Below are 20072 nucleotides of genomic sequence, written 5' to 3'. Positions count from 1 at the left end.
GGATCAACCCGCAAAACAGGGCAAAATGTCGTGTAGGAGACAGGCAAATGCACAAGCCTGCCCCGTTCTGATTGCCGGACGGCAAGGCGATTAACTCCGGGTGAGGAAAGCCAAGGACTGCGCTTCCCGATATCCAGCGATGTTTGCGTTTCTCATCACGGCAACGCCTGGGCTGTGAGCACGTCCCTTGAGGCGCAGCCTTCCCGGAAATGACAATCCAAAGCCTCGCCATGGGGAGACGCCTCCCTCCGGCCGGGGGTTTTACCCGATGTTTTTCCAGTCGGCAGCGAGGGAAACAGAGCCGAATGCAGGAGAATGTGATGGCCGCTGATTCCACTCGTCCGAACATCGTCGCGATCATGATCGATGACATGGCTCCCATGGACCTTTCCGCCTACCACCGCGGCCTCGGCGCCGTGAGCACACCCAACATGGACCGTCTGGCCCAGGAGGGCATGATGGTTTCCGACTACTACGCACAGCCGAGTTGCACGGCCGGTCGCGCCGCCTTCCTCACGGGCCAGTATCCGATCCGCACCGGCCTCACCTCCGTCGGCCAGCCCGGCGCCAAGGTCGGCCTTCAGGACGGAGACGTCACGCTGGCCGCGCTGCTCAAGGATCTGGGCTATGCCACGGCGCTGTTCGGCAAGAGCCACGTGGGCGATCGCAACGAATTCCTGCCCACGGTCCACGGCTTCGATGAGTTTCGCGGCTTTCTCTATCACCTCAACATGATGGAGATGCCCGAGCAGCCCGATTTTCCCAAAGACCCGAATTTCGCCGGCCGCCCGCGCAACATGATCCACGCCCGCGCGAGCGATAACGACGATCCGACGGAAGATCCGCGTTGGGGCCGTGTCGGCAAGCAGACGATCGAGGATCTTGGGCCCCTCACCACAGATCGGATGGGCACCATCGACGACGAATTCACCGATGCTTCAATCGAATATATCAAGGCGCAGAAGGGCGCCGGAAATCCGTTCTTCCTCTGGTACTGCCCATCCCGAATGCACCAGCAAATCCACGTGTCACCCGAATGGCTCGGCAAGAGCGGGCACACGCCCTATTTCGATGCGGTGCTGCAACTCGACAGTCTGGTGGGCAAGCTGCTCGATACCCTCGACGCGGAAGGGCTGGCGGATAACACCATCGTGTTGCTGACTTCCGATAATGGCATCAATCTGGCGCACTGGCCGATGGCGGGAACGGCATCGTTCCGCGGCGAGAAAGGAACGACGTGGGATGGCGGCTTCCGCGTTCCCATGCTGATCCGCTGGCCGGGCAAGATCGCGGCGAACAGCTGGACCGGCGAGTTCATGACCAGCGAGGATTGGGTGCCGACCTTGCTGGCCGCCGTCGGCGAGCCGGACGTGAAGGAGCAACTCGTCGCGGGCAAGAGCATCGGCGGGACCGACTACAAGGTTCATCTGGATGGCTACAACCAGATCGACATGCTGACCAAGCCCGATGGCAAATCGCGGCGCCGCGAATTCTTCTTCTTCGCGGAGACCGAGCCGACCGCAGTGCGGATTGACGATTGGAAGATCCACATCGCGATCAAGGACAAGTGGCTCGACGCAGCAACCAAGATTCCGGGCGGCCTGGTGATCGACATCAAGGCCGATCCGTTCGAACGCAGCCCTGATACCGGCGGCCAGTTCCTCTGGATGAAAGAAAAGAGCTGGATCATGCCCGAACTGACCGAACCTATCGCCCGGTTCGTACAGAGCCTGCATGACTTCCCGCCATCGCAGAAGGGAACCGGCATCGGCATGGCCGCGGTTCTTGCGGGGATGAAGGAACAAGCGCCAACCGACTGAAGACGCGCAAGAGCGGGGCTCTGGCCAAGGCCAAGCCCCGCCGTCAGGTCAGGTCGAAATCTAAAAAAGCAAAGCGTGGTCCGTTCATCCTGAACCGGACCACGCTTTGCTTTTGTCGTCGCGTAGTGCGCTGGCAAACTTGAGCCAGCGCTAAACCTCGCTCTTGTGCAACCGCTTGAGAAACGGGATCGCGATCAGCGTATTGACCACCGCCGCCAGAATGATCGCGGCAGGGGCCAGCTTTGCCTCCGGGAAGCTTGTCGTCGCGATGCCGATCGCGACGCCAGGGTGACGGGCAGCGGAAGCCAGCGCCAGCACGATCTGATTGTCCCGATCGTCTCCAGCCAGAAACCAGCCAGCGGCCAGACCGACCAGGCTCATTGCAACCAGCGCCACAATCGTTCCATCACCCAGCAATTTGCCCACCGCCGGCGCCAGCGCGACCAGCAGAGCCAGCACGCTGACCGCAAACAGGACGTTTGCGACTTTGCTGAGCGGCCCCGAGACCGCCGCGGCCCTCGCGTCACCCAGCACGCGCTGGCCAAGCACGCCCAGCAGCAGCGGCAAGGCGATGGTCAGCCCCAGCGTGGTCGCCATGCCGCTGCGGGAGACCTGCGTTTCCACGCCGTAGATCGCTCCTGTCACCGAGAGCCCGATCGGCGCCAGCACCAGCGATGCCAACGCCGCAGCGACCAGAAGACCGGTGATATACGATGCGTCTCCGCCCGCCTTGGCCTGCTTCCTGGGCAAGAGAGGCGGAACCGGCGAGAAGGCCAACGCCACCAGCGCAACTTTCACCGGGCCCTTCAAGTCGAAGACATTCGCCATGAGAATCGCAATAGCTGGCACGACGATGAACATCGCGACCACTGCACGCAAACCAAGGCGCCATTCGCGGAACAGATACAGGAAATCCCCCGCCCTCGCCCGCAACGCGAGGGAAAGGACGGTGAGCATCACGCTCAGCAGCACGAGCAATTTCATGGCCTGCACGAGAGTCATGTCGATCTCCGATCCGGCCCGAAATCGGGTGCGCCGGAATGATTGCCTTTGCGCGTTCCGAAAGCTCACTCGATATGCTGGGCGAAGGCCAGATAGCGTTCGTGCAGTTCGTCTTCCTCGCTCTGGCTGAGGTTCCGGGCCGCGAGCTTGATATCCACCCGCTCGATCTTGCCGCCCTTGAAGGCGAACGGCGGCTTGTAAGCGTCCGACACCGGCGATCCGCTGTCCGCGCCGACTCCGAAAGTATCGATCCCGAATCTGCCGGCGACGGTCTGTTCGATGCGGCCCCGACCTACTTCCTCGCCATTGAGCAACAGCACGGCCTCGCCGCCCTTGCCCAGCCCCCCGCCGTCATAGGCGAAGGCCACTTCGATGGTCGACTTGCCCTTGGGAAGCGGTTTGCTCGACACGACGTTCAGCCGGTCCTTTTCGAAGAAGTTGTAGTGATACACCGGCTTCCCATCGAGAATGTAGATGGAATAGCCGGCCGACCCGCCGCCGGCCGCAAGCAAGACGCCCTCAGCTTTGCCGGAACGGTTGTCGACCGCCACCTTGATCGAGTGCGAGCGGTTCTTGGTGTTAGGCGCGGCCGTCTCCGGCAGGCGCGCGGCACCTTCGTAATAGGTGAAGTCGGTGCGGTTCGGATCCGCGCCGCCCGGTGACGGCTTGGGCTCCGCCAGACGGCCCGCACCACGATCGTCGAGCGGGTAGACGTTGTATTTCTCCGCTTCCTCGTCGAAGATCCGCTTCAGTTCCTCCACCTTGTCCGGGTGCTCGGTAGCCAGATTCTTGGCCTCGCTGAAGTCCTTGTCGATGTTGTAGAGTTCCCAAACGTCGTTTTCCCAGTGGCCCGGTGCGAAGTCCTGCCGCCAAGGGAATGTGTGCTGCGCGCAGGCGATCCAGCCTTTGTCGTAGATCGCCCGGTTCGAGAATATCTCGAAATACTGCCGCTCACGAACGGCATGGGCATCAGCGCTTGCGAACGTGGATTGGATGGACACCCCGTCCATCGGCTTCTGCTCGACGCCGTTGACGTAATCCGGTGCGGGAATGCCGGCCGCTTCCAGCAAGGTCGGCACTATATCGATCAGGTGGCAGAACTGCGGGCGCAAACCACCCTTGTCCTTGATCTTGTCGGGCCACGAAATCACCATGGGATTGCGCGATCCGCCAAAGTGCGAGGCGACCTGCTTAACCCATTGGAAAGGCGCGTTGCCGCTCCAGGCCCAACCGAGCGGATAGTGCGGTTCGCTATCCGGGCCACCGATCTCGTCATAGGCGGCCAGATTGTCCTCGATCGACGAGGGGATGCCGTTGAGGTTCATCACCTCGTTCACGGTCCCGGTCATGCCGCCTTCGGAACTCGCGCCGTTATCGCCGACGATATAGATGATGATCGTATTGTCCGCATCGGGCAGTTCGCGCACGGCATCGATCAAGCGGCCGCATTCGTGGTCGGCGAAAGACAGATAGCCCGCAAAGTTCTCCATGAACCGTGCGAACAGCTTCTTCTCATCGTCCGAGAGGCTGTCCCAGTCCTGCACCCAGTCCGGCTTCGCCGTGAGTTCGGTGTCCGGCGGGATGATGCCGGCAGCGAGTTGCCGCTGATAGGTTTCCTCTCGGACCTTTTCCCAGCCCTTGTCGAACTGGCCCTTGAACTTGTCCCGCCATTCGGCCGGCGGATGATGCGGCGCATGGGCCGCGCCTGGCGCGAAATAGCAGAAATAGGGTTTATCCGGCGCGACAGACTTCGAATAGCGGATCCAGTTGATCGCCCGGTCGGTCATGTCGGTCTGGAAATGGTAGCCTTCTTCCGGCGACCTGTCGGGCTCGACTGCGACGGTGTTCTCGAAGAGGACCGGATAATATTGATGCGTCTCTCCGGCGATAAAACCGTAGAAATAGTCGAAGCCCATGCCGGTCGGCCAGCGGTCGAACGGCCCGGCGACGCTGCTTTCCCAGTCCGGCGTGTTGTGGTTCTTGCCGAACCAACTGGTTGCGTATCCGTTTTCCTTCAGGATTCGCCCAATCGTCGAGGTCGATTGCGGAATCATGTTGTTGTAGCTGGGGAAGCCCGTTGCCCATTCCGAAAGGAACCCCGTGCCGCAATTGTGGTGGTTACGCCCTGTAATCAGCGCCGCGCGCGAGGGTCCGCAGATCGCCGTCGTGTGAAACCGCGTATAGCGCAAGCCGCCACCCGCCAACTTGTCCAGAGCAGGCGTTGGCACCGGCCCGCCAAACGAACTCGTCTGACCGAAGCCCACATCGTCGAGCAATATGAGCAGGACGTTGGGCGCACCCTTTGGAGGCTTGGGCAGTTCCGGCCACTGGCTTTCGGAATCCTGGTAGGTCTTGCCGATCTTGCCGGTGAACGGCGGCCGTGGAAGCGGAAGGCGGCTGCGATCGATCTCGGGCATGGGGCTACTCACATCCTTGGGAAAGAAGACGCATCATGGCGCGTTTGACCTTCGCAGGTATCAGGGATGTCCCTAGTGACGTCAGGTACAAGACCTGAAAGCGGTTACTCGCCAACGCGCTCAGAAGGACTCATACGCCCAGTCAAAAATCCAAGCCTTCCCCCTAACCGTAGCAATGGTAACTATTCTCTATAGTTATCCGTACCAGGCAGGAGTCAGCCAATTTCCGACCAACCGCCACCTCAAAATGCCGATTGAGCTGGGATCCTGCCATTGGGAATATCCCAGAGAAAATATCACAAGAGAGGGGCAGCAGAACGGCAGCTATCCCATGTCGGCATCCAAAAGCTGCCAGACCGTTTACGGCCAGAGTTGGGCGTCCAGAATGGGAAAGCGGTCCGTCCGCACCTGGGAACGAAAAACTGGCTGCTGAACGGCCACAAAGGATCGCCGGCCGATTGGCCGCTGCGCGCCCATTCAAGACGCTCCACAACCATTTCGACGACCCCGAAAGCTGACCTGCGGCTTTGCTTAGACAGCACCTGACTGAACGGCAGCAAATGGCGAGCAGGCTTCTCGGTCCGAATGGCTCGGATGTCGGGGGAAGCGGACCTTACGTTGGACAAAAATCCCATAGGCGCTGCCTAACGGTGCAGCGATACTTTACTTGAATTTTCCGAGCAGCATCCATTGCTATTGGCGCATTGCATTCCATGGCGATCTAAACTTTAGAAACGTTTCATGTTTTAATGAGCCATCCTCACATAACTCATGAAACAGCTCTTTCGTTGAATCTAAATCAATACAAATTGTTCGCGCATCCCAGTCATCATCACCGAAGCGAATGGTTCCTCGAAATAGACTTGGCCCAGCCTCGCACCATTCGAAAATCTCGCTCTTAAAATCTTCGTCTCTGGTGGAGATAACTATTCTGTGCCTTCTTGCAAAGGATGTCATCTGCATTGTCTTAATGTATGAGGTGTCCGGCCTTAGTATCTCTAGGCAAACTCGACCATCATAATAATGGGCATCATTTAAGCTGACTTCAATATCGCTCCAGCTAGGTCTTTCCATTTTCAAAGAAAGCGGCGATTGCATAGATTTATTTCTAGTTATCAACATTAGCATATGCACGTCAAACTCCTCGTATACAGCCAACGATGATAACCGGAAGCGCTATCGTACATTTGAGAATGTCCGCAATGTCAGCGCGTCCGGAACGGCCGGTTTCGGATTAAAACTCTGAAAATCGACTGTGTCCCGGGGCGTGGTGTAGCTGAAGCCGAGGCGCCGCGCATTTCGGCATCCGTCTGGGCCGTTCATGCTCCTGGGACTGCTGAGAGCATGGTGATTGGATTGTCGCTGACCGGCGCCATGGTTTCAAGGGTCATATAGCGGGCACGCTGGACGGCCCATTCGTCTGACTGTTCCATGAGGATAGCGCCGATGAGTCGGGTGATGGCAGCCTCATTGGGGAAGATGCCGACGACATCCGTGCGGCGTTTGATTTCGCCGTTGAGGCGCTCGATGGGGTTTGTGCTGTGTAATTTGGCGCGATGCTCGCGCGGGAAGGTCATGTAGGCCAGCACATCGGGTTCGGCTTCATCCATCAGGTTTGCCAGTTTGGGCAGTTTGGGTCGCACCTGATCGGCCACGGCACGCCATTGCTGGCTGGCGGCCTCGGGTGTTTCCTGAGCGAAGGCGGTGGCGATGAAGGCGGAGACAACCCTGCGGCCGCTTTTACCGGCATGAGCCAGCGCATTGCGCATGAAGTGAACCCGGCAGCGCTGCCACGTGGCACAGAGCAGTTTGGAGACGGCTGCCTTGATGCCTTCGTGCGCGTCGGAGATGACCAGCTTGACGCCGCGCAGTCCTCGGCGCGTCAACTTGCGCAGGAAGGCGGTCCAGAAAGGCTCGGCTTCCGAGGCGCCGATGTCCATGCCCAGCACTTCGCGGCGACCGTCGCTGTTCACGCCTACCGCGACGATCACCGCCACCGAGACGATCCGCCCATTCTGCCGAACCTTCACGTAGGTTGCGTCGATCCAAAGGTACGGCCAATCCCCTTCGATCGGGCGGTCCAGGAAGGTATGCACGCGCTCGTCGAGCTCCTCACATAGGCGGCTCACTTGGCTCTTGGAGATGCCGTCCATGCCAAGCGCTTTGACCAGATCGTCCACTGAGCGGGTGGAAATGCCCTGGATGTAGGCCTCCTGGATCACCGCAGTCAGCGCCCGCTCCGCCATCCGACGTGGTTCGAGGAAAACGGGAAAGTAGCTGCCTTTGCGCAACTTTGGGATCCGCAGCTCGACAGTGCCGGCCCGCGTCTGCCAGTCGCGCTCGCGGTGCCCGTTGCGCTGAACAAGCCGGTCGGGAGACTTCTCGCCGTAGCCAGCGCCAGTCAGGTTGCCGACTTCCATCTCCATCAGCCGCTCGGCGGCAAACGAGATCATCTCGCGTAGAATATCCGCGTCCGGGGTCTTCTCTACCAGCGAACGCAGGTGCATCATCGGATCGGTCATCGTGATTCCTTCCGTCAGGTTCGAGTTTCGCAACCCAAACCTATCCGAAAATCACGGTGACCACCTCAACCCTCAGCTACACCACCTCCCGGGACACGATCTGAAAATCCGCCATTCCGCTTGTTGGAGGCTTTGTGAACTTGCTGCGGCACCTAGGTTGCCAGATATCAGGTGTTATCGTTTGGAATTCCGCGCCAGCAATCCAACACAGTATCATATTTTAGGCGGCCTACAAATTCCAGCTCATTAGGCATGTACAAGATGACTTTCGCCCCATCTCGCTGTTCGGGCGGAATTTGGGAAATATCCTCGCGAGACTGGTCGAACCACAAAATGTAACCACTCTCATGAGTGCCAGCATTGCTATCAAAAAACACGCGGTACATCAGCATTCCCTTTTTTTGGGCCGATGGCCGATCGGTGACGCCTGCGGAATTCGGCAGTTGCTTGAATTTTGTGACAGCGGAACGGCAACGTCGGGGCAGCGAACATTGACCAGCGTGTGCCTCTCGTTCACCCTACGACTATGTTCTATGCAGCGTTCGCGGTCATTCTCGGGCTGTTCTTGCTGACTTGGCCACGTAAGATAGTTGCGTGGGCGATGCGCAGGAGAGCTAACCGGCTTCGCGAGCTGCAGAATGGTAACCCCGAAGAATTCTTTGAAGAGCGGCGCTCTCTCGAAACATACTCCTGCATGCCCCGCCTTTTGCGGTGCGCGTTTTTGGCCGCGCATGGGTGATCTTCGGAATTGTGTGGGTAGTGCGCGCGGGGCATTAACGTCCGCCAAGTCGGCGGGTCCGGAACGGCAAGTTTCAGATTAAAACCTGAAAATCTGCCATTCCGCTTTCGGTAGCGCTGCACGGCGTCTCGGATGACCGGGATGTCGGGGCTAGCGGTCTGTCCGCTGCGTGCTTCAGGTGCGGGTTTTCTTCTCGATCATCCACTCTACTATCGTAAGCGCAATTAGTGTCGCCACGAAGCAGATGAAAATGCCGTTCCCGATAGCCGGGCCGATATGAACCAGTTTCCAGTAGGATGCTGCAAAGATTGCGGAGAAGATCAGACCCATAGCACCGATAATTTGCCGAACCGCTCCCATGCCCAAATCCCTAATGGCGTCATTCAGCGGGCAAATTGAGTGATGGCGTGAAAGTCCGCAAGGTTGGCGTGTCCGGAACGGCGGCTTCCGGATTAAAATCCTGAAAATCTGCCATTTCGCTTTCAGGAGGGGCTGCGGGGCGTCGCGGATGACCGGGCTTATGGGCGAGCGGACATCGCCGGCCAATCGACATTTGATTGGGAAACGCAACACAACCTTCGACTGTCGCGGTACAGCGACATGGATATTAGAATTTTATAGCGTTGCAAGTAGAATCAACATCAATTCATTCCAGCGCGACGATACAATCCAATAAATCGAAGATTTTTACATTTCTGCGACCTCCATCGGCCATTTTGGGAAAAATAACCCCGTCCTCTTCGCGGTTTTGCTTTTGCGATCCCACTTCAGACGCCCAGCAGCAATCGGGCAAATGCCGCAGTGGTGGGCAAGCGGATCGAGAACGTATCGAAATTCTCGGGTTGGATCTTTGCCGAATACCGCGTGCCGGTCGTCGAGGGGCTGCGGGTCTCTGCCGGCATGTTCCATGTCGGCCGGCGCGCGGTGAATGCGCTGATCCAGGCCTTCCTGCCGGGGTAGGAGACGTTCGATCTGGGCGCCAGCTACGGCTTCGACCGTGCCGGCAGCCGCACCACCGTGCGCGTCTATGCCGAAAATGTCACGGGCAAGCGCAATTGGGCGTCCACCGGGTCGAGCTTGCTGGCGCAGGGCCTTCCGGTCAGCAACACCACGCGACCAGTCGCGGCCCGGCGTGAGGAATTTGCCGGGCCGCGAAACGCCTCAGAAGTCGGCTGAGAGGGAGGCCTTAAAGGTACGCGGCTGGCCCTGCAGAACTGAGGTCGAGAACGTGTCGAATGCCGAAGCCCAATAGGCCTTGTTGGCCACGTTATCGACATTCAGGCGCAGGGTGACCGGCACGTCGCCTGCGGCAAGCACGTAGCGGGCACCCAGGTTGAACACGGCCCAGTCAGGCAGCCGGATGGTGTTGGCCGCATCGACCCACTGTTTGCCAGTATAGGTTACGCGCCCGGTCAGCGTCAGGCCCGGGATCATCGGCGTATCCCATTCGACATTGGCGTTGGCCGTCCAGTCCGGCACGCCCTTTGCGTCCTTGCCCTCGGTGGCGGCGACATCGGTATGCACCTGCTTGGCATCGTTGATGGCAAGGCCCGAAATCAGGCGCAGGCCCTTCGCCAGTTCGCCGTTAACGGTAAATTCCAGGCCCCGGTTGCGCTGCAGGCCGAACAGGCCATAGGTCAGGATATCCTGTCCATCGTCAGGCGTCAGGTCGATCGAGTAGGCGTTGGGCTTCTTGATCTGGTAGAGCGCCAGCCCCACGAACATCGGGCCGATCTTGGCCTTGCCGCCAACTTCGTACTGGGTGGACTTGTACGGCGGAAAGATCTCGTTGGCGTTGGTCACGTCCAACGGCGCAGTAGAGCCGGGCTGGAGCGCCTCGATCCGATTGGCGTAGAGCGAAATGCCCGGCACCGGCTTGACCACCAGGCCGACGACCGGCGTGACGGCGTTGGCTTCGTACGTGCTGGTCAGATCGCCCGCCAGATAGCTGCCGTCAAACGCGTCGTTCGCGGCGTAACCCTTGGTCTCGATCGACTGGAGGCGCAGGCCCCGGTCAACAGGATGCGATCGTCCCAGAAGCCGATGGTGTCCGACGCGAAGACAGACCACAGCTTGTTGCGCGTGATCGGGAATGGATCATCAAGATCGCCACCCACCAGAAGCGATGCCGGCAAATCGATCTGCACCGGGTTGTACAGATTGTTGGGCACGCCGTTAAAGCTGGTGCCATAGCGGAAATCATAGGCGTTGCGGTTGACCTGCCAGTTCATCGACGCACCGATGTTGAATTCGTGCGTGATCTGGCTGCCCAGCTTGATGCGGGTGCCGAATTCCAGCGCCTCATTATTGTCGGTGCGGGGCACATAGAGCGCGGTGACGTAACCGTCGCCGGTCTCCGCATCGTTCACCCTCACACCGCCGTAGATGCCCTGTTCCGAACCGTCACGCGCGCCGCCTTTGGCGTAAAGCAGGACGTTGTCCGCCAGATCATACTCGACATTGAGCATGCCGAAGACGTCGCGCAGCTTGGTATAAGTGTAGTCCTGCGCGTAGTTGGCACTGGCCTTGGGCACGCGCGGCAGCGTGGCCGAATTGATCGTCACCTTCGGGCGCAGATTGTCGACGCGGACCTGCTGATAGGCAAGGTCCAGCGAGACGCGCAAGTTGCCACCATCATAGTCGAGGCCAGCGCCCAGCACGCGGGTGCGGCGCTTCTCGTCATTGATGGCCAGATTGCCGTCTTGGTAATTGGCGTTGACGCGGACGCCCCAGCGACCATCGCTCGAACGGCGGGCGACATCGAAGCTGCCGCCGAAATGCGAATCCGACGTGTAGCCGAGCGTCACGCGGTTCAGCGGCTCGTTACCGGCACGCTTCAACAACAGGTTGACGCTGCCGCCAAGGCCGGATCCTCCCGGTGCGGCGCCGTTGAGGAAGGCCGAAGCGCCGTTCAGCACCTGCACGCTCTCAAACAGCTCCGGCGCAATCAGCTGGCGCGGGGTGATGCCGTAAAGGCCATTCAGGCCGATATCATCGCCATAGAGTTCGAAGCCGCGGATCACGAAGCTCTCGGCGGCATTGCCGTAACCGTATGTCGTGCGCACGGTGGGATCGTTGTCCAGCACTTCACCCAGCGATCGGGGCTGCTGGTTCAGAATCAGCGTCTCGTCGAAACTCCGCAGGTTGAAAGGCAGATTTTCGGCCGCTTTGTTGCCCAGCACACCGGCTCCGCCACCGTTTTCGACATGGGTGGCATTCACACGCTGCGCGGTGACCACGATGTCCTCTGACTTCGCAACCAATTCCTGGGCCGCAGCATGACCGGAAAAAGAACATAGTGCTGAAGCGATAAGCAACCCGGCGGAGTGACGACGCATCGCCGGGTTGTTCAAATTACTCATGGGATCCCTCATCATGCTGCGATTCTCGCTATTGCGAATAACTTGCATATATACAGGGTCCGTTCGCCAAAGCTATCCACGCTGCAGAGCGCGGTGGGCCCGACTTTGGCTTGCAGGAACAATCCTTGCCCCACCAATTACACCTCGGCGGCACGCGGCCCGGTGCCTCAACAAACGTACCCGACTCTGCCGCCTTCAAGAATCGACAAGAGACGGCGTCGTGCGCGATATCCGGAGCAGTTTCGGCGCCATCCAGCCCATCAGGAAAGAGCGGACGGAAAAGTTATCCGGACTGTCAGCCCGGCAGCGTGCTGCGGTATAGTGCACGATGCCTTGTGCAGGGCCGCAATCGCAGCGACCAGCGCCAAGCCTAGTCCCGAGCCTTCGGTATGGCGACTGGCATCGAGGCGATAGAACCGCCTGAAGACGTTGGCGCACTCCGATGCGGGAATGCCTTGCCCGGTATCGGATACCTCGGCCACGATGCCACCATCGTCGACGAAGAGCCGCGAGGTGATCGTCGTGCCTGCAGGCGTATGGACGATGGCGTTCTCCACCAGGTTGGTGAAGAGCTGCGCCAACAGTTCGCCGTCGCCGTCCACGACAATACCCGGCGCATGGTCGGCAAGGTAGGTATGCTCCGCATCCTCGGCCACGGGGGCGTAAGCCTGTTGGACGCGGTCCATCAATTCGCTGAGGTCGACCCACGCGAAGCGCCTGCGCCCAACCCCGCCTTCAAGAGTGCCGATCCGCAGCAGGGCCTGAAAGGTCGCAAGGATAGCCGAGGTCTGCTCAAGGGCATCGTCGATCATCGCCGGGTCGCCCTCGGTGCTCTCCTGCATCTGTTCAAGCCGCTGGTACAGGCGGCTGAGCGGCGTGCGCAAGTCGTGCGCGATGTCGGTCGAAACCTGCCGCAGAGCCTCCATCGCAGCCACATTGCGATCGAGCATCCGGTTCAGGTTCCGCGCCAGTTCGTCGAATTCCGGGCCGAGGCCGATCATCGGCAGGCGCTCGGCACGGTCGCCCTCGACGATGCGATCGACTGCGCGGTTCACCCGGTCGAGACGGCGCAGGAATAGCCGGCCGGTAAGGTATCCGCCCAGCAGCGCGAATAGGGTGATGCCAATCCCGCTGAACAGCGTAAATCGGCCGAGCCGGTGGCGCAGCATCTGGACGTCGTAATTGTCGCTGGCCACGACAAGCCTCAGTCCGTCAGGCAGCTGCGCGCCGAGCGTCGTCATGCTTTCCTGGCGCGTGCCTTGCTGGCCCGGTGCGGGCTCCGTTACGTTGACCGTACTCCAGCCGTCCTCCATTGCCGCCGCGGGAAGATCGCCGAACAGGTGGCGGCCTTCGGCATCCAGCAAAAGGTAGCGATAGGGCGCCTCGGGGCGAACCCCTGCATGTCGCGCCATCGCATCGGTCAGCCCGGATTGCCCGAGTTGCGCGTATTCGCCCTTGAGCACGGTCATTTCTGCCTGCAGGCCGCCGTTCGTCGCTTCGGCGGCATAACGCCCGATCTGCTGTTCGACGACGATCAGCAGCGCGGCCGCACCGATAGCAAAGACGCCGGCGAGAAGCAGCGCAAAACGGAAAGCGGCGCTGCGAATCGGGCCAGATGCCCGGCGCTCAGGCGTCACCAATACGATACCCCGCGCCTCGCACCGTCTGGATCAGTTCCTTGCCGAACCCGCGATCCACTTTCGCGCGCAATCGGCTCATGTGGCTTTCGATCACATTGGTCTTGGGGTCGAAGTGAAATGACCAGACATTTTCCAGCAGCATCGCCCGCGTCACCACTTCGCCCGCGTGGAGCATGAGGTATTCCAGCAACTTGAGTTCCTGCTGCTGCAGGTCGATGCGCAGGCCGCCGCGCATCACGGTCCGCTTCACCCGGTCAAGTTCAAGATCGTCTATCCGCAGCAAAGTCTGCAGTTCGACGATCGGCGGACGCCGCGCGAGCGCATTCACCCGCGCGAGCAGTTCGCTGGCCGCGAAGGGCTTTGCGAGGTAGTCGTCGCCCCCGGCTTCCAGTCCCTCGACACGGTCCTCGACGCCGTTCATCGCTGTCAGAAACAGCGCCGGACTGCGCACGCCCATTGCCCGCAGAGCCTTGAGCGCGCCCAGCCCGTCGAGCCCCGGCACCATGCGGTCGAGGATCAGCACCGCATGGTCGCCGGTCGAACCCAGGAAAATCGCATCCTGCCCGGTGGAACAGACATCCACGACATGCCCTGCCGCGCTCAGTACACGGTCGAGGTGCGCCTTGGTCGCCTCATCATCCTCGAGAAGCAGGATCTTCATATCGTATCCTTTCTCGCTCGCATCGGATGCATCTGCAAGTTGGCAAAAAACAATGTTTCAATCATGCTGAGCGAAGGTTCGCCCCATTATCCTCACGCCACGTAGAGCAGTCCCGCTCTTGAGGATGCCATGATGAAAACTTCCAGCATCATCGTCGCACTTGCACTGATCGGCGCCGGATCTTCGACAGCCTCGGCCAAGCCTGCCGCGCTGAAGGGTGCGCAATACGCCTCTCAGGCCAAGGTCAGCCTGGCATCGGCGCGTAACATCGCGCTGAAGGCACGGCCCGGTACGATCACCGACCAGGAACTCGAGAAGGAGAAGGGTGGCAGCGGCCTGCGCTATTCCTTCGACATTACCAGCCACGGCAAGCCGTTCGAGGTCGGTATCGACGCCAAAACCGGCGCAATCCTGGAGAATGCCGCCGAAGGCAAGACTCCGGACTGACACATTCTCGACGGGACGGTTGCGCAGCCGCCCCGTATTTTCGCAAAGACACTCTACCGGTATGGACAGGCATCGTTCTAGGCACTCCGTAGCTATCTTGCTTGCCGTGGCCCTTTCCGGTTGCGCGCGTTACACGCCGCTTCCGCTTTCGGCCGCAGCCCCGCTCGCACCGAGCCTGGGCGCCCTCGATGCGTCGATGTCGCAAGCCCCGCTGACCGTCGATCAGGTGGTGACGCTCGCACTCGCCAACAACCCCGACCTGAAGGCCGCGCGCCTGCAACGCGGCATCGCCGCCGGACAGATGGAGCAGGCCGGACTGCTCGCCAATCCCTCGCTCAGCGCAGCATTCCTGCCGCTGCTGTCGGGTTCGGGAACCGTCCCGGCCTGGAACCTCGGCATCGCGCAGGACATCAAGAGTATCCTGACGTACAAGTCGCGCCAGCGCGCGGCCCGCGCCAGCGAGCGGCAGGTGGATGCCAGCGTCGTCTGGCAGGAATGGCAGGTCGCCGGGCAGGCGCGCCAGATCGCCACCGATCTGATCGTCGGCGCCCGAGGCCGCCAAAGCTATCTCGCCGCCTATCAACTCATGGCCGAACGCAGCGCCAAGCTGGACAAGGCGCTCGCCAGCCAGACCGTCACGCTGGTGACCGTCGCCCCCGATCGCGTAGCGCTGCAGACCGCCCGCTCCGCGCTGGACACGCTCGACCAGCAGCAGCTGAACCTGCGCCACCAGCTCAACGCCTTGTTGGGCCTGTCCCCCGAAGTCGTCGTCCCGCTCGCCACCGAGCCCGACCTGCCGCCATTCGATCCCGCGCAAGTGCGCGCCGAGATCGCCACCCTGCCCGATCGACGACCGGACCTGCTGGCGCTGCGCATGGGCTATGCGGCGTCGGACGAGCAGTTGCGTCAGGCGATCCAGTCGCAGTTCCCCGACCTCATCCTCGGCGGCAGCGTCGCCAGCGACAATGCCAAGGTCATCAACGGCGGTCCGAACCTGCAGATCGGCCTGCCGATCTTCGATCAGGGCCAAGCCGCCGTCGCGACGGCCCGTGCGACACGCGCACAATTGCATGCCGACTACGACGCCCGCCTCTCCGCCGCGATTGGCACGGTCGGCGCGCTGCTGCGTGAATACGAGCAGCTGTCGGCGCAACTGGCGATCGCCACGCGCGACCTGCCGAACGCACGCGTCGCGGCTGCCCACGCGCAGGCCGCGTTCGGCGCATCAAATCTGGACGAGCGCAGCTATGTCGATCTCGTCCTGAACCGCTTCACCAAGGAACAGGAAATCATGACGCTGGAGCTTGCCCTGCTCGATCGCCAGATCGCGATCCAGACGCTCGTTGGCGCCGGGCTGCCGACCATCGATCTTGCATCGACGACTTCGGCGGACGCCCGATGAAAAGGCCCTTCGCTCTCTCGGCCGTGGTACTGCTGGCGGGCTGCGGCTCGAATGCGCCGGCCCCCGCACCCACGCCCAGCGTACTGGTCACGACAATTCCCGCCCGGCAAGGCTCCCTGCCGGCGACGGTGGTAGCCTACGGATCGGTCGGCCCGGCTCTCAACGGCACGATGACCTTCAGCGAGGCGCAGCCCGGACAAGTAACGGCGCTGGCCGTCGCGCCGGGTATGGCCGTGCACGCAGGCCAGGCGCTTGCGACGTTCGCCACCGCGCCCGCATCGCGCAGCGGCTACCTGCAGGCCAAGACCGCCCTCGCCGCGGCACGCAAGCAAGAAGCCAGCACCGCGCAATTGCTGTCCCAGCAGCTCGCCACCCGCGACCAGCTGACACAGGCTACCAAGGCCGTCACCGATGCCGAGACCGCCCTCGCGGCGCTGCAGGCGGACGGCGCCGGACGAGCGAACCACATCATCGTCGCGCCATTCGATGGCATCGTAACGACCGTCGCCGTCGCGCAGGGGGACCGTACGCAGGCGGGCGCGCCGATCCTTACCGTCGCCAGAGCGGGCGGTATCGTCGTGACCGTGGGTGTAGATCCGGCGGCGCGGACCGGGGTCGCCGTCGGCCAGTCCGCCAGCCTCAAGCGCCTTTCCGGCGGCGGCGAGCTGCGCGGCAAGGTGATCCGCGTGGATAGCGCGCTCAATGCGGCGAGCCGTCTCATCGACGTCGATCTCAGCTTCCCCGCCGGTACGCTGCTGCCGGGCGAGTCGATGCAGGTCGCGATCGAGACGGGCGCAGTCCAGGGCTGGGTCGTGCCGCACAAGGCCGTGGTCACCGCCGGGGGTCCGCCTCGCGTGTTTCAGGACGTCGGCGGCAAGGCCAGGGCCGTGCCGGTTCGGATCCTGCTCTCATCCGACAAGGGCGACGTGGTTGAGGGCCAGCTCAACGCCGGCCGTCCGCTCATCGTGGATGGCGCCTATCAGGTCGATGACGGCGGAGCCGTACGCCGGAGCAACCGATGATCGAGAAATTGCTGGGCTCGCAGTCGCGGGCCATCGTTCTGGTCGCGCTGGCAATGGCGCTCGCCGGAATCGCTGCTGCCCTCGCACTGCCGATGGGGCTCTTCCCGCAGGTCTCCTTCCCCCGCGTCGTGATCGACCTCGATTCCGGAAGCCGCCCCGCCGACCAGACAGCGCTGACCGTCACCCGCCCGGTGGAAGAGGCGATCCGCGCCATTCCCGGCGTGCAGAACGTACGGTCGGAAACAAGCCGTGGCTCGGCGCAGATTTCGGTCGATTTCGGGTGGGGCCGCGACATGATCGCCAGCACCCTCCTGGTCGATACCGCCGTGGGCCGGGTCGTGCCCACACTGCCTGCGGGCACGCAGTACGACGTGCGGCGCATGGACCCCACGGTCTTCCCGATCATCTCCTACGCGCTTGTGTCCGACAAGGTCGATCCGGTCGCCCTACAGGATTTCGCCAGGTATCAGATCACCCCCCTGCTCTCGTCGATCAGCGGGCTGGCGCGCATCGGCGTGCAGGGCGGCGACACGGCAGAAGTGCAGGTCCTCGCCGACCCGCACCGCCTGGCCGACTACACCCTGTCGATGACCGACCTCGCCACCGCCATCAGGAACGGCAACGTCCTGAGCGCGGTAGGACAGGTGCAGGATCGCGGCCGCCTTTCGCTGGTGATCGCCGACCGCAGCGTCACCAGCGCGGCGCAGATCGGCGACATCGTGGTCAAGGCCACCCCCTCCGGCATAGTGCGCGTGCGCGACGTCGCGACTGTGCAGGACGGCGCGCTTCCGGTCTGGCAGCGCATCGTCGAGGATGGCAGGCCCGCCGTCCTCTTCAACATCTACGAGCAGCCGGACGGCAACGCGGTGAAGATCGCGCAGGAAGTCGAGCAGAAGCTCGCCGGGCTCAAGCTGCCGCCGGGCGTCAAGCTGGTGAACTGGTACGACCAGAGCCAGTTGGTCACGCAATCCGTCTCCAGCGTTCGCGACGCGGTGCTGATCGGCCTCGTTCTCGCTGGTCTCGTTCTCCTGTGGTTCCTGCGCAACTGGCGCGTGACGCTGGTGGCGGTGATCGTCGTGCCGGCGACGCTGGCCATCACCGTGCTGGTGCTGAGCATTCTGGGGATGAGCTTCAACATCATGACCCTTGGCGGCATTGCCGCTGCGGTCGGCCTGCTGATCGACGACGTCATCGTCATGATCGAGCATATCGCCCGCCGTGCAGGCGCCCGGGACGCCGACGGCAAGCTGGCCGGAGACGCTGCCGTCATGCCCGCCGCGCGGGAGTTCATGGCGCCGCTGACCGGATCGAGCATGGCGACGCTGATCGTCTTCCTGCCGCTCTCTTTCCTGACCGGCGTGACCGGCGCCTTCTCCAAGGCGCTGTCAGTGACGATGGCAACGGCTCTGGCGATCTCCTGGGCCATGACCGCCTTCGTCGTGCCTATCCTCGCCCGCCGACTGGTGGACTTCGACAAGTGGCACGATCCCGGCGAGGCCGGAGAAGACCGGCTCACCCGTGGCCATGAGGGCGCGCTCGATCGCCTGTCCGCCCATCCCTGGCTGCTCGCGGTGATCGCGGTGCCGCTGCTGGTCATCGGCTACGTGGGCTATTCCAATGTGCCCACCGGCTTCATGCCCAAGGTCGACGAGGGCGGTTTCGTGATGGACTACCACACGCCGCCCGGCACCTCGCTCGACGAAACCGGCAGGCAGGTCGGCCAGATCGACGCGATGCTGCGCGCCAATCCCGAAGTCGCGACGTTCTCCCGCCGGCTCGGCACCGGCCTTGGCGGAGACCTTGGCCAGAGCTACCACGGCGATTACTTCGTGCGCCTCAAGCCCGACCACAGCCGCCCCACCGAGGAAATCGCCGCCGCCGTGGCCGACGACATCACCGTCAAGGTACCCGGAGTGCAGGTCGAGGTCGCACAGCTGATCGAGGACCTTATCGGCGATCTCACCGCCGTGCCGCAGCCGATCGAGGTCAAGCTCTATGCCTCCGACCCGTCGATCCTCGAAGGGGAAGCGCAGAAGGTCGCCGCGACGATCAGCAAGATCTCCGGCGTGGTCGAGGTCAACGATGGCGTCCAGCTCGCGGGTGACGCCCTCAACGTCCACGTCGACCCGGTACGCGCCGGGATGGAAGGGGTCGTTCCCGCCGACGTCGAGAGCCAGTTGTCCACCGCGCTGACCGGCACCGTCGCGACAACCCTGGCTCAGCCCAACAAGGCCGTCGACGTCCGCGTGCGCCTGCCCGACGCCATGACCATGAGCGAAGCGGGCCTTGCGCAGCTGCCGATCCGCGCCACCGACGGCCATGTCTTCCCGCTGTCACGCGTGGCGACGATCGAGCCGGTGACCGGACAGCCGCAGATCGGCCGCGAGAACCTGGAACCGATGATCGCCGTCACCGGCCGTATCCAGGGCCGCGGCATCGGCGCAGCGGTCGCCGACGTCACCGCCGCGCTCGACAAGCCCGGCACCCTGAGCCCCGGCGTGCGCTACGAACTGGGCGGCCTCTACCAGCAGCAACAGATCGCGTTCTCCGGGCTCATCAAGGTGTTCGCCGCCGCGCTGGTCGCCGAGCTGGTGTTGCTGCTGGTGCTGTACCGCCGCTTCTGGCTGCCGGCGATCATCATCGGCTGCTCGCTGCTGTCGACCACCTCGGTGTTCACGGCGCTGTGGCTGGCGGGCGTCGATCTTAACATCACGGCGCTGATGGGCATGACGATGATCATCGGCATCGGCACCGAGATGGCGATCTTCTACGTCTCCGAATTCGAGGAACTGGCTCACACCATGCCGCCGGAGCAGGCCACGCGTGAGGCCAGCCGCAACCGTCTGCGGCCGATCACGATGACGACGCTCGCGGCGATCCTGACGCTGCTACCGCTTGCTTTCGCGATCGGGCAGGGATCGGGCATCCAGCAGCCGCTGGCCATCGCGATCATCGCCGGCCTGTTGCTGCAATACCCGCTCGTGCTCTTGGCAATGCCGGTACTGGTGCGGCTGACCCTGCCGAAGACCGTATGACGG

General features: G+C 62.2%; 16 protein-coding genes. 6 read left to right on the top strand and 10 right to left on the bottom strand.

Going from position 1 to position 20072, the window contains the following annotated elements:
- The first annotated feature begins 320 nt into the window (after positions 1 to 320).
- Positions 321 to 1820, top strand: coding sequence for an arylsulfatase (locus ACZ1JC_RS01400; RefSeq protein ID WP_465139690.1), 1500 nt, complete (start codon positions 321 to 323; stop codon positions 1818 to 1820).
- A 150-nt stretch (positions 1821 to 1970) separates the two neighbouring features.
- Here ACZ1JC_RS01400 and ACZ1JC_RS01395 read toward each other — a convergent pair whose 3' ends face one another.
- From ACZ1JC_RS01395 to ACZ1JC_RS01370, 6 genes are all read right to left on the bottom strand, one after another.
- Positions 1971 to 2792 (bottom strand): hypothetical protein, encoded by an 822-nt coding sequence (locus ACZ1JC_RS01395; protein WP_465140249.1) that lies wholly within the window; start codon positions 2790 to 2792, stop codon positions 1971 to 1973.
- 95 nt (positions 2793 to 2887) lie between these two features.
- Positions 2888 to 5239, bottom strand: coding sequence for an arylsulfatase (locus ACZ1JC_RS01390; protein ID WP_465139691.1), 2352 nt, complete (start codon positions 5237 to 5239; stop codon positions 2888 to 2890).
- A gap of 693 nt (positions 5240 to 5932) precedes the next feature.
- Positions 5933 to 6367, bottom strand: a complete 435-nt coding sequence (locus tag ACZ1JC_RS01385) for a DUF6911 family protein (RefSeq protein WP_465140250.1) — start codon at positions 6365 to 6367, stop codon at positions 5933 to 5935.
- Between the two features lie 191 nt (positions 6368 to 6558).
- Positions 6559 to 7761, bottom strand: coding sequence for an IS256 family transposase (locus ACZ1JC_RS01380; RefSeq protein ID WP_465135341.1), 1203 nt, complete (start codon positions 7759 to 7761; stop codon positions 6559 to 6561).
- 167 nt (positions 7762 to 7928) lie between these two features.
- Entirely contained in the window at positions 7929 to 8147 is a 219-nt protein-coding gene (locus ACZ1JC_RS01375; protein WP_465139692.1) for a hypothetical protein, read from the bottom strand.
- A gap of 527 nt (positions 8148 to 8674) precedes the next feature.
- Positions 8675 to 9046 carry a hypothetical protein gene (locus tag ACZ1JC_RS01370; RefSeq protein ID WP_465139693.1) on the bottom strand — a complete coding sequence of 124 codons (372 nt, stop codon included), beginning with the start codon at positions 9044 to 9046 and terminating at the stop codon, positions 8675 to 8677.
- Between the two features lie 258 nt (positions 9047 to 9304).
- On the opposite strand from ACZ1JC_RS01370, the gene ACZ1JC_RS01365 reads away from it, so the two are divergent.
- Positions 9305 to 9460, top strand: a complete 156-nt coding sequence (locus ACZ1JC_RS01365; protein WP_465139694.1) for a hypothetical protein — start codon at positions 9305 to 9307, stop codon at positions 9458 to 9460.
- A 201-nt stretch (positions 9461 to 9661) separates the two neighbouring features.
- Here ACZ1JC_RS01365 and ACZ1JC_RS01360 read toward each other — a convergent pair whose 3' ends face one another.
- The 4 genes from ACZ1JC_RS01360 to ACZ1JC_RS01345 all read right to left on the bottom strand — a co-directional run bounded on the left by ACZ1JC_RS01360 (position 9662) and on the right by ACZ1JC_RS01345 (position 14163).
- A complete protein-coding gene (locus tag ACZ1JC_RS01360; protein WP_465169070.1) occupies positions 9662 to 10492 on the bottom strand; it encodes a TonB-dependent receptor in 831 nt (276 codons plus the stop codon).
- On the bottom strand, positions 10429 to 11739 hold the full coding sequence (locus ACZ1JC_RS01355) for a TonB-dependent receptor (RefSeq protein ID WP_465139695.1): 1311 nt from the start codon (positions 11737 to 11739) through the stop codon (positions 10429 to 10431). Before ACZ1JC_RS01355 ends, ACZ1JC_RS01360 begins: the two co-directional genes overlap by 64 nt.
- Before the next feature lie 383 nt (positions 11740 to 12122).
- On the bottom strand, positions 12123 to 13499 hold the full coding sequence (locus tag ACZ1JC_RS01350; protein ID WP_465139696.1) for a sensor histidine kinase: 1377 nt from the start codon (positions 13497 to 13499) through the stop codon (positions 12123 to 12125).
- Positions 13489 to 14163: a winged helix-turn-helix domain-containing protein gene (locus ACZ1JC_RS01345; protein WP_465139697.1), complete on the bottom strand. Its 675-nt coding sequence runs from the start codon at positions 14161 to 14163 to the stop codon at positions 13489 to 13491. Before ACZ1JC_RS01345 ends, ACZ1JC_RS01350 begins: the two co-directional genes overlap by 11 nt.
- A 129-nt stretch (positions 14164 to 14292) precedes the next feature.
- On the opposite strand from ACZ1JC_RS01345, the gene ACZ1JC_RS01340 reads away from it, so the two are divergent.
- From ACZ1JC_RS01340 to ACZ1JC_RS01325, 4 genes are all read left to right on the top strand, one after another.
- A complete protein-coding gene (locus tag ACZ1JC_RS01340; protein WP_465139698.1) occupies positions 14293 to 14610 on the top strand; it encodes a PepSY domain-containing protein in 318 nt (105 codons plus the stop codon).
- 61 nt (positions 14611 to 14671) lie between these two features.
- Positions 14672 to 16012: a TolC family protein gene (locus tag ACZ1JC_RS01335; protein WP_465139699.1), complete on the top strand. Its 1341-nt coding sequence runs from the start codon at positions 14672 to 14674 to the stop codon at positions 16010 to 16012.
- Positions 16009 to 17034: an efflux RND transporter periplasmic adaptor subunit gene (locus ACZ1JC_RS01330; protein ID WP_465139700.1), complete on the top strand. Its 1026-nt coding sequence runs from the start codon at positions 16009 to 16011 to the stop codon at positions 17032 to 17034. Before ACZ1JC_RS01335 ends, ACZ1JC_RS01330 begins: the two co-directional genes overlap by 4 nt.
- A complete protein-coding gene (locus ACZ1JC_RS01325) occupies positions 17031 to 20069 on the top strand; it encodes an efflux RND transporter permease subunit (RefSeq protein ID WP_465139701.1) in 3039 nt (1012 codons plus the stop codon). The genes ACZ1JC_RS01330 and ACZ1JC_RS01325 overlap by 4 nt, the downstream gene beginning before the upstream one ends.
- The last annotated feature ends 3 nt before the right edge of the window (positions 20070 to 20072 follow it).

The sequence above is a fragment of the Sphingomonas sp. BL-S-28 genome, from assembly GCF_055521515.1.
Note: the sequence above shows the minus strand (reverse complement) of the source record. Positions and strands in the feature narration are given on the sequence as shown.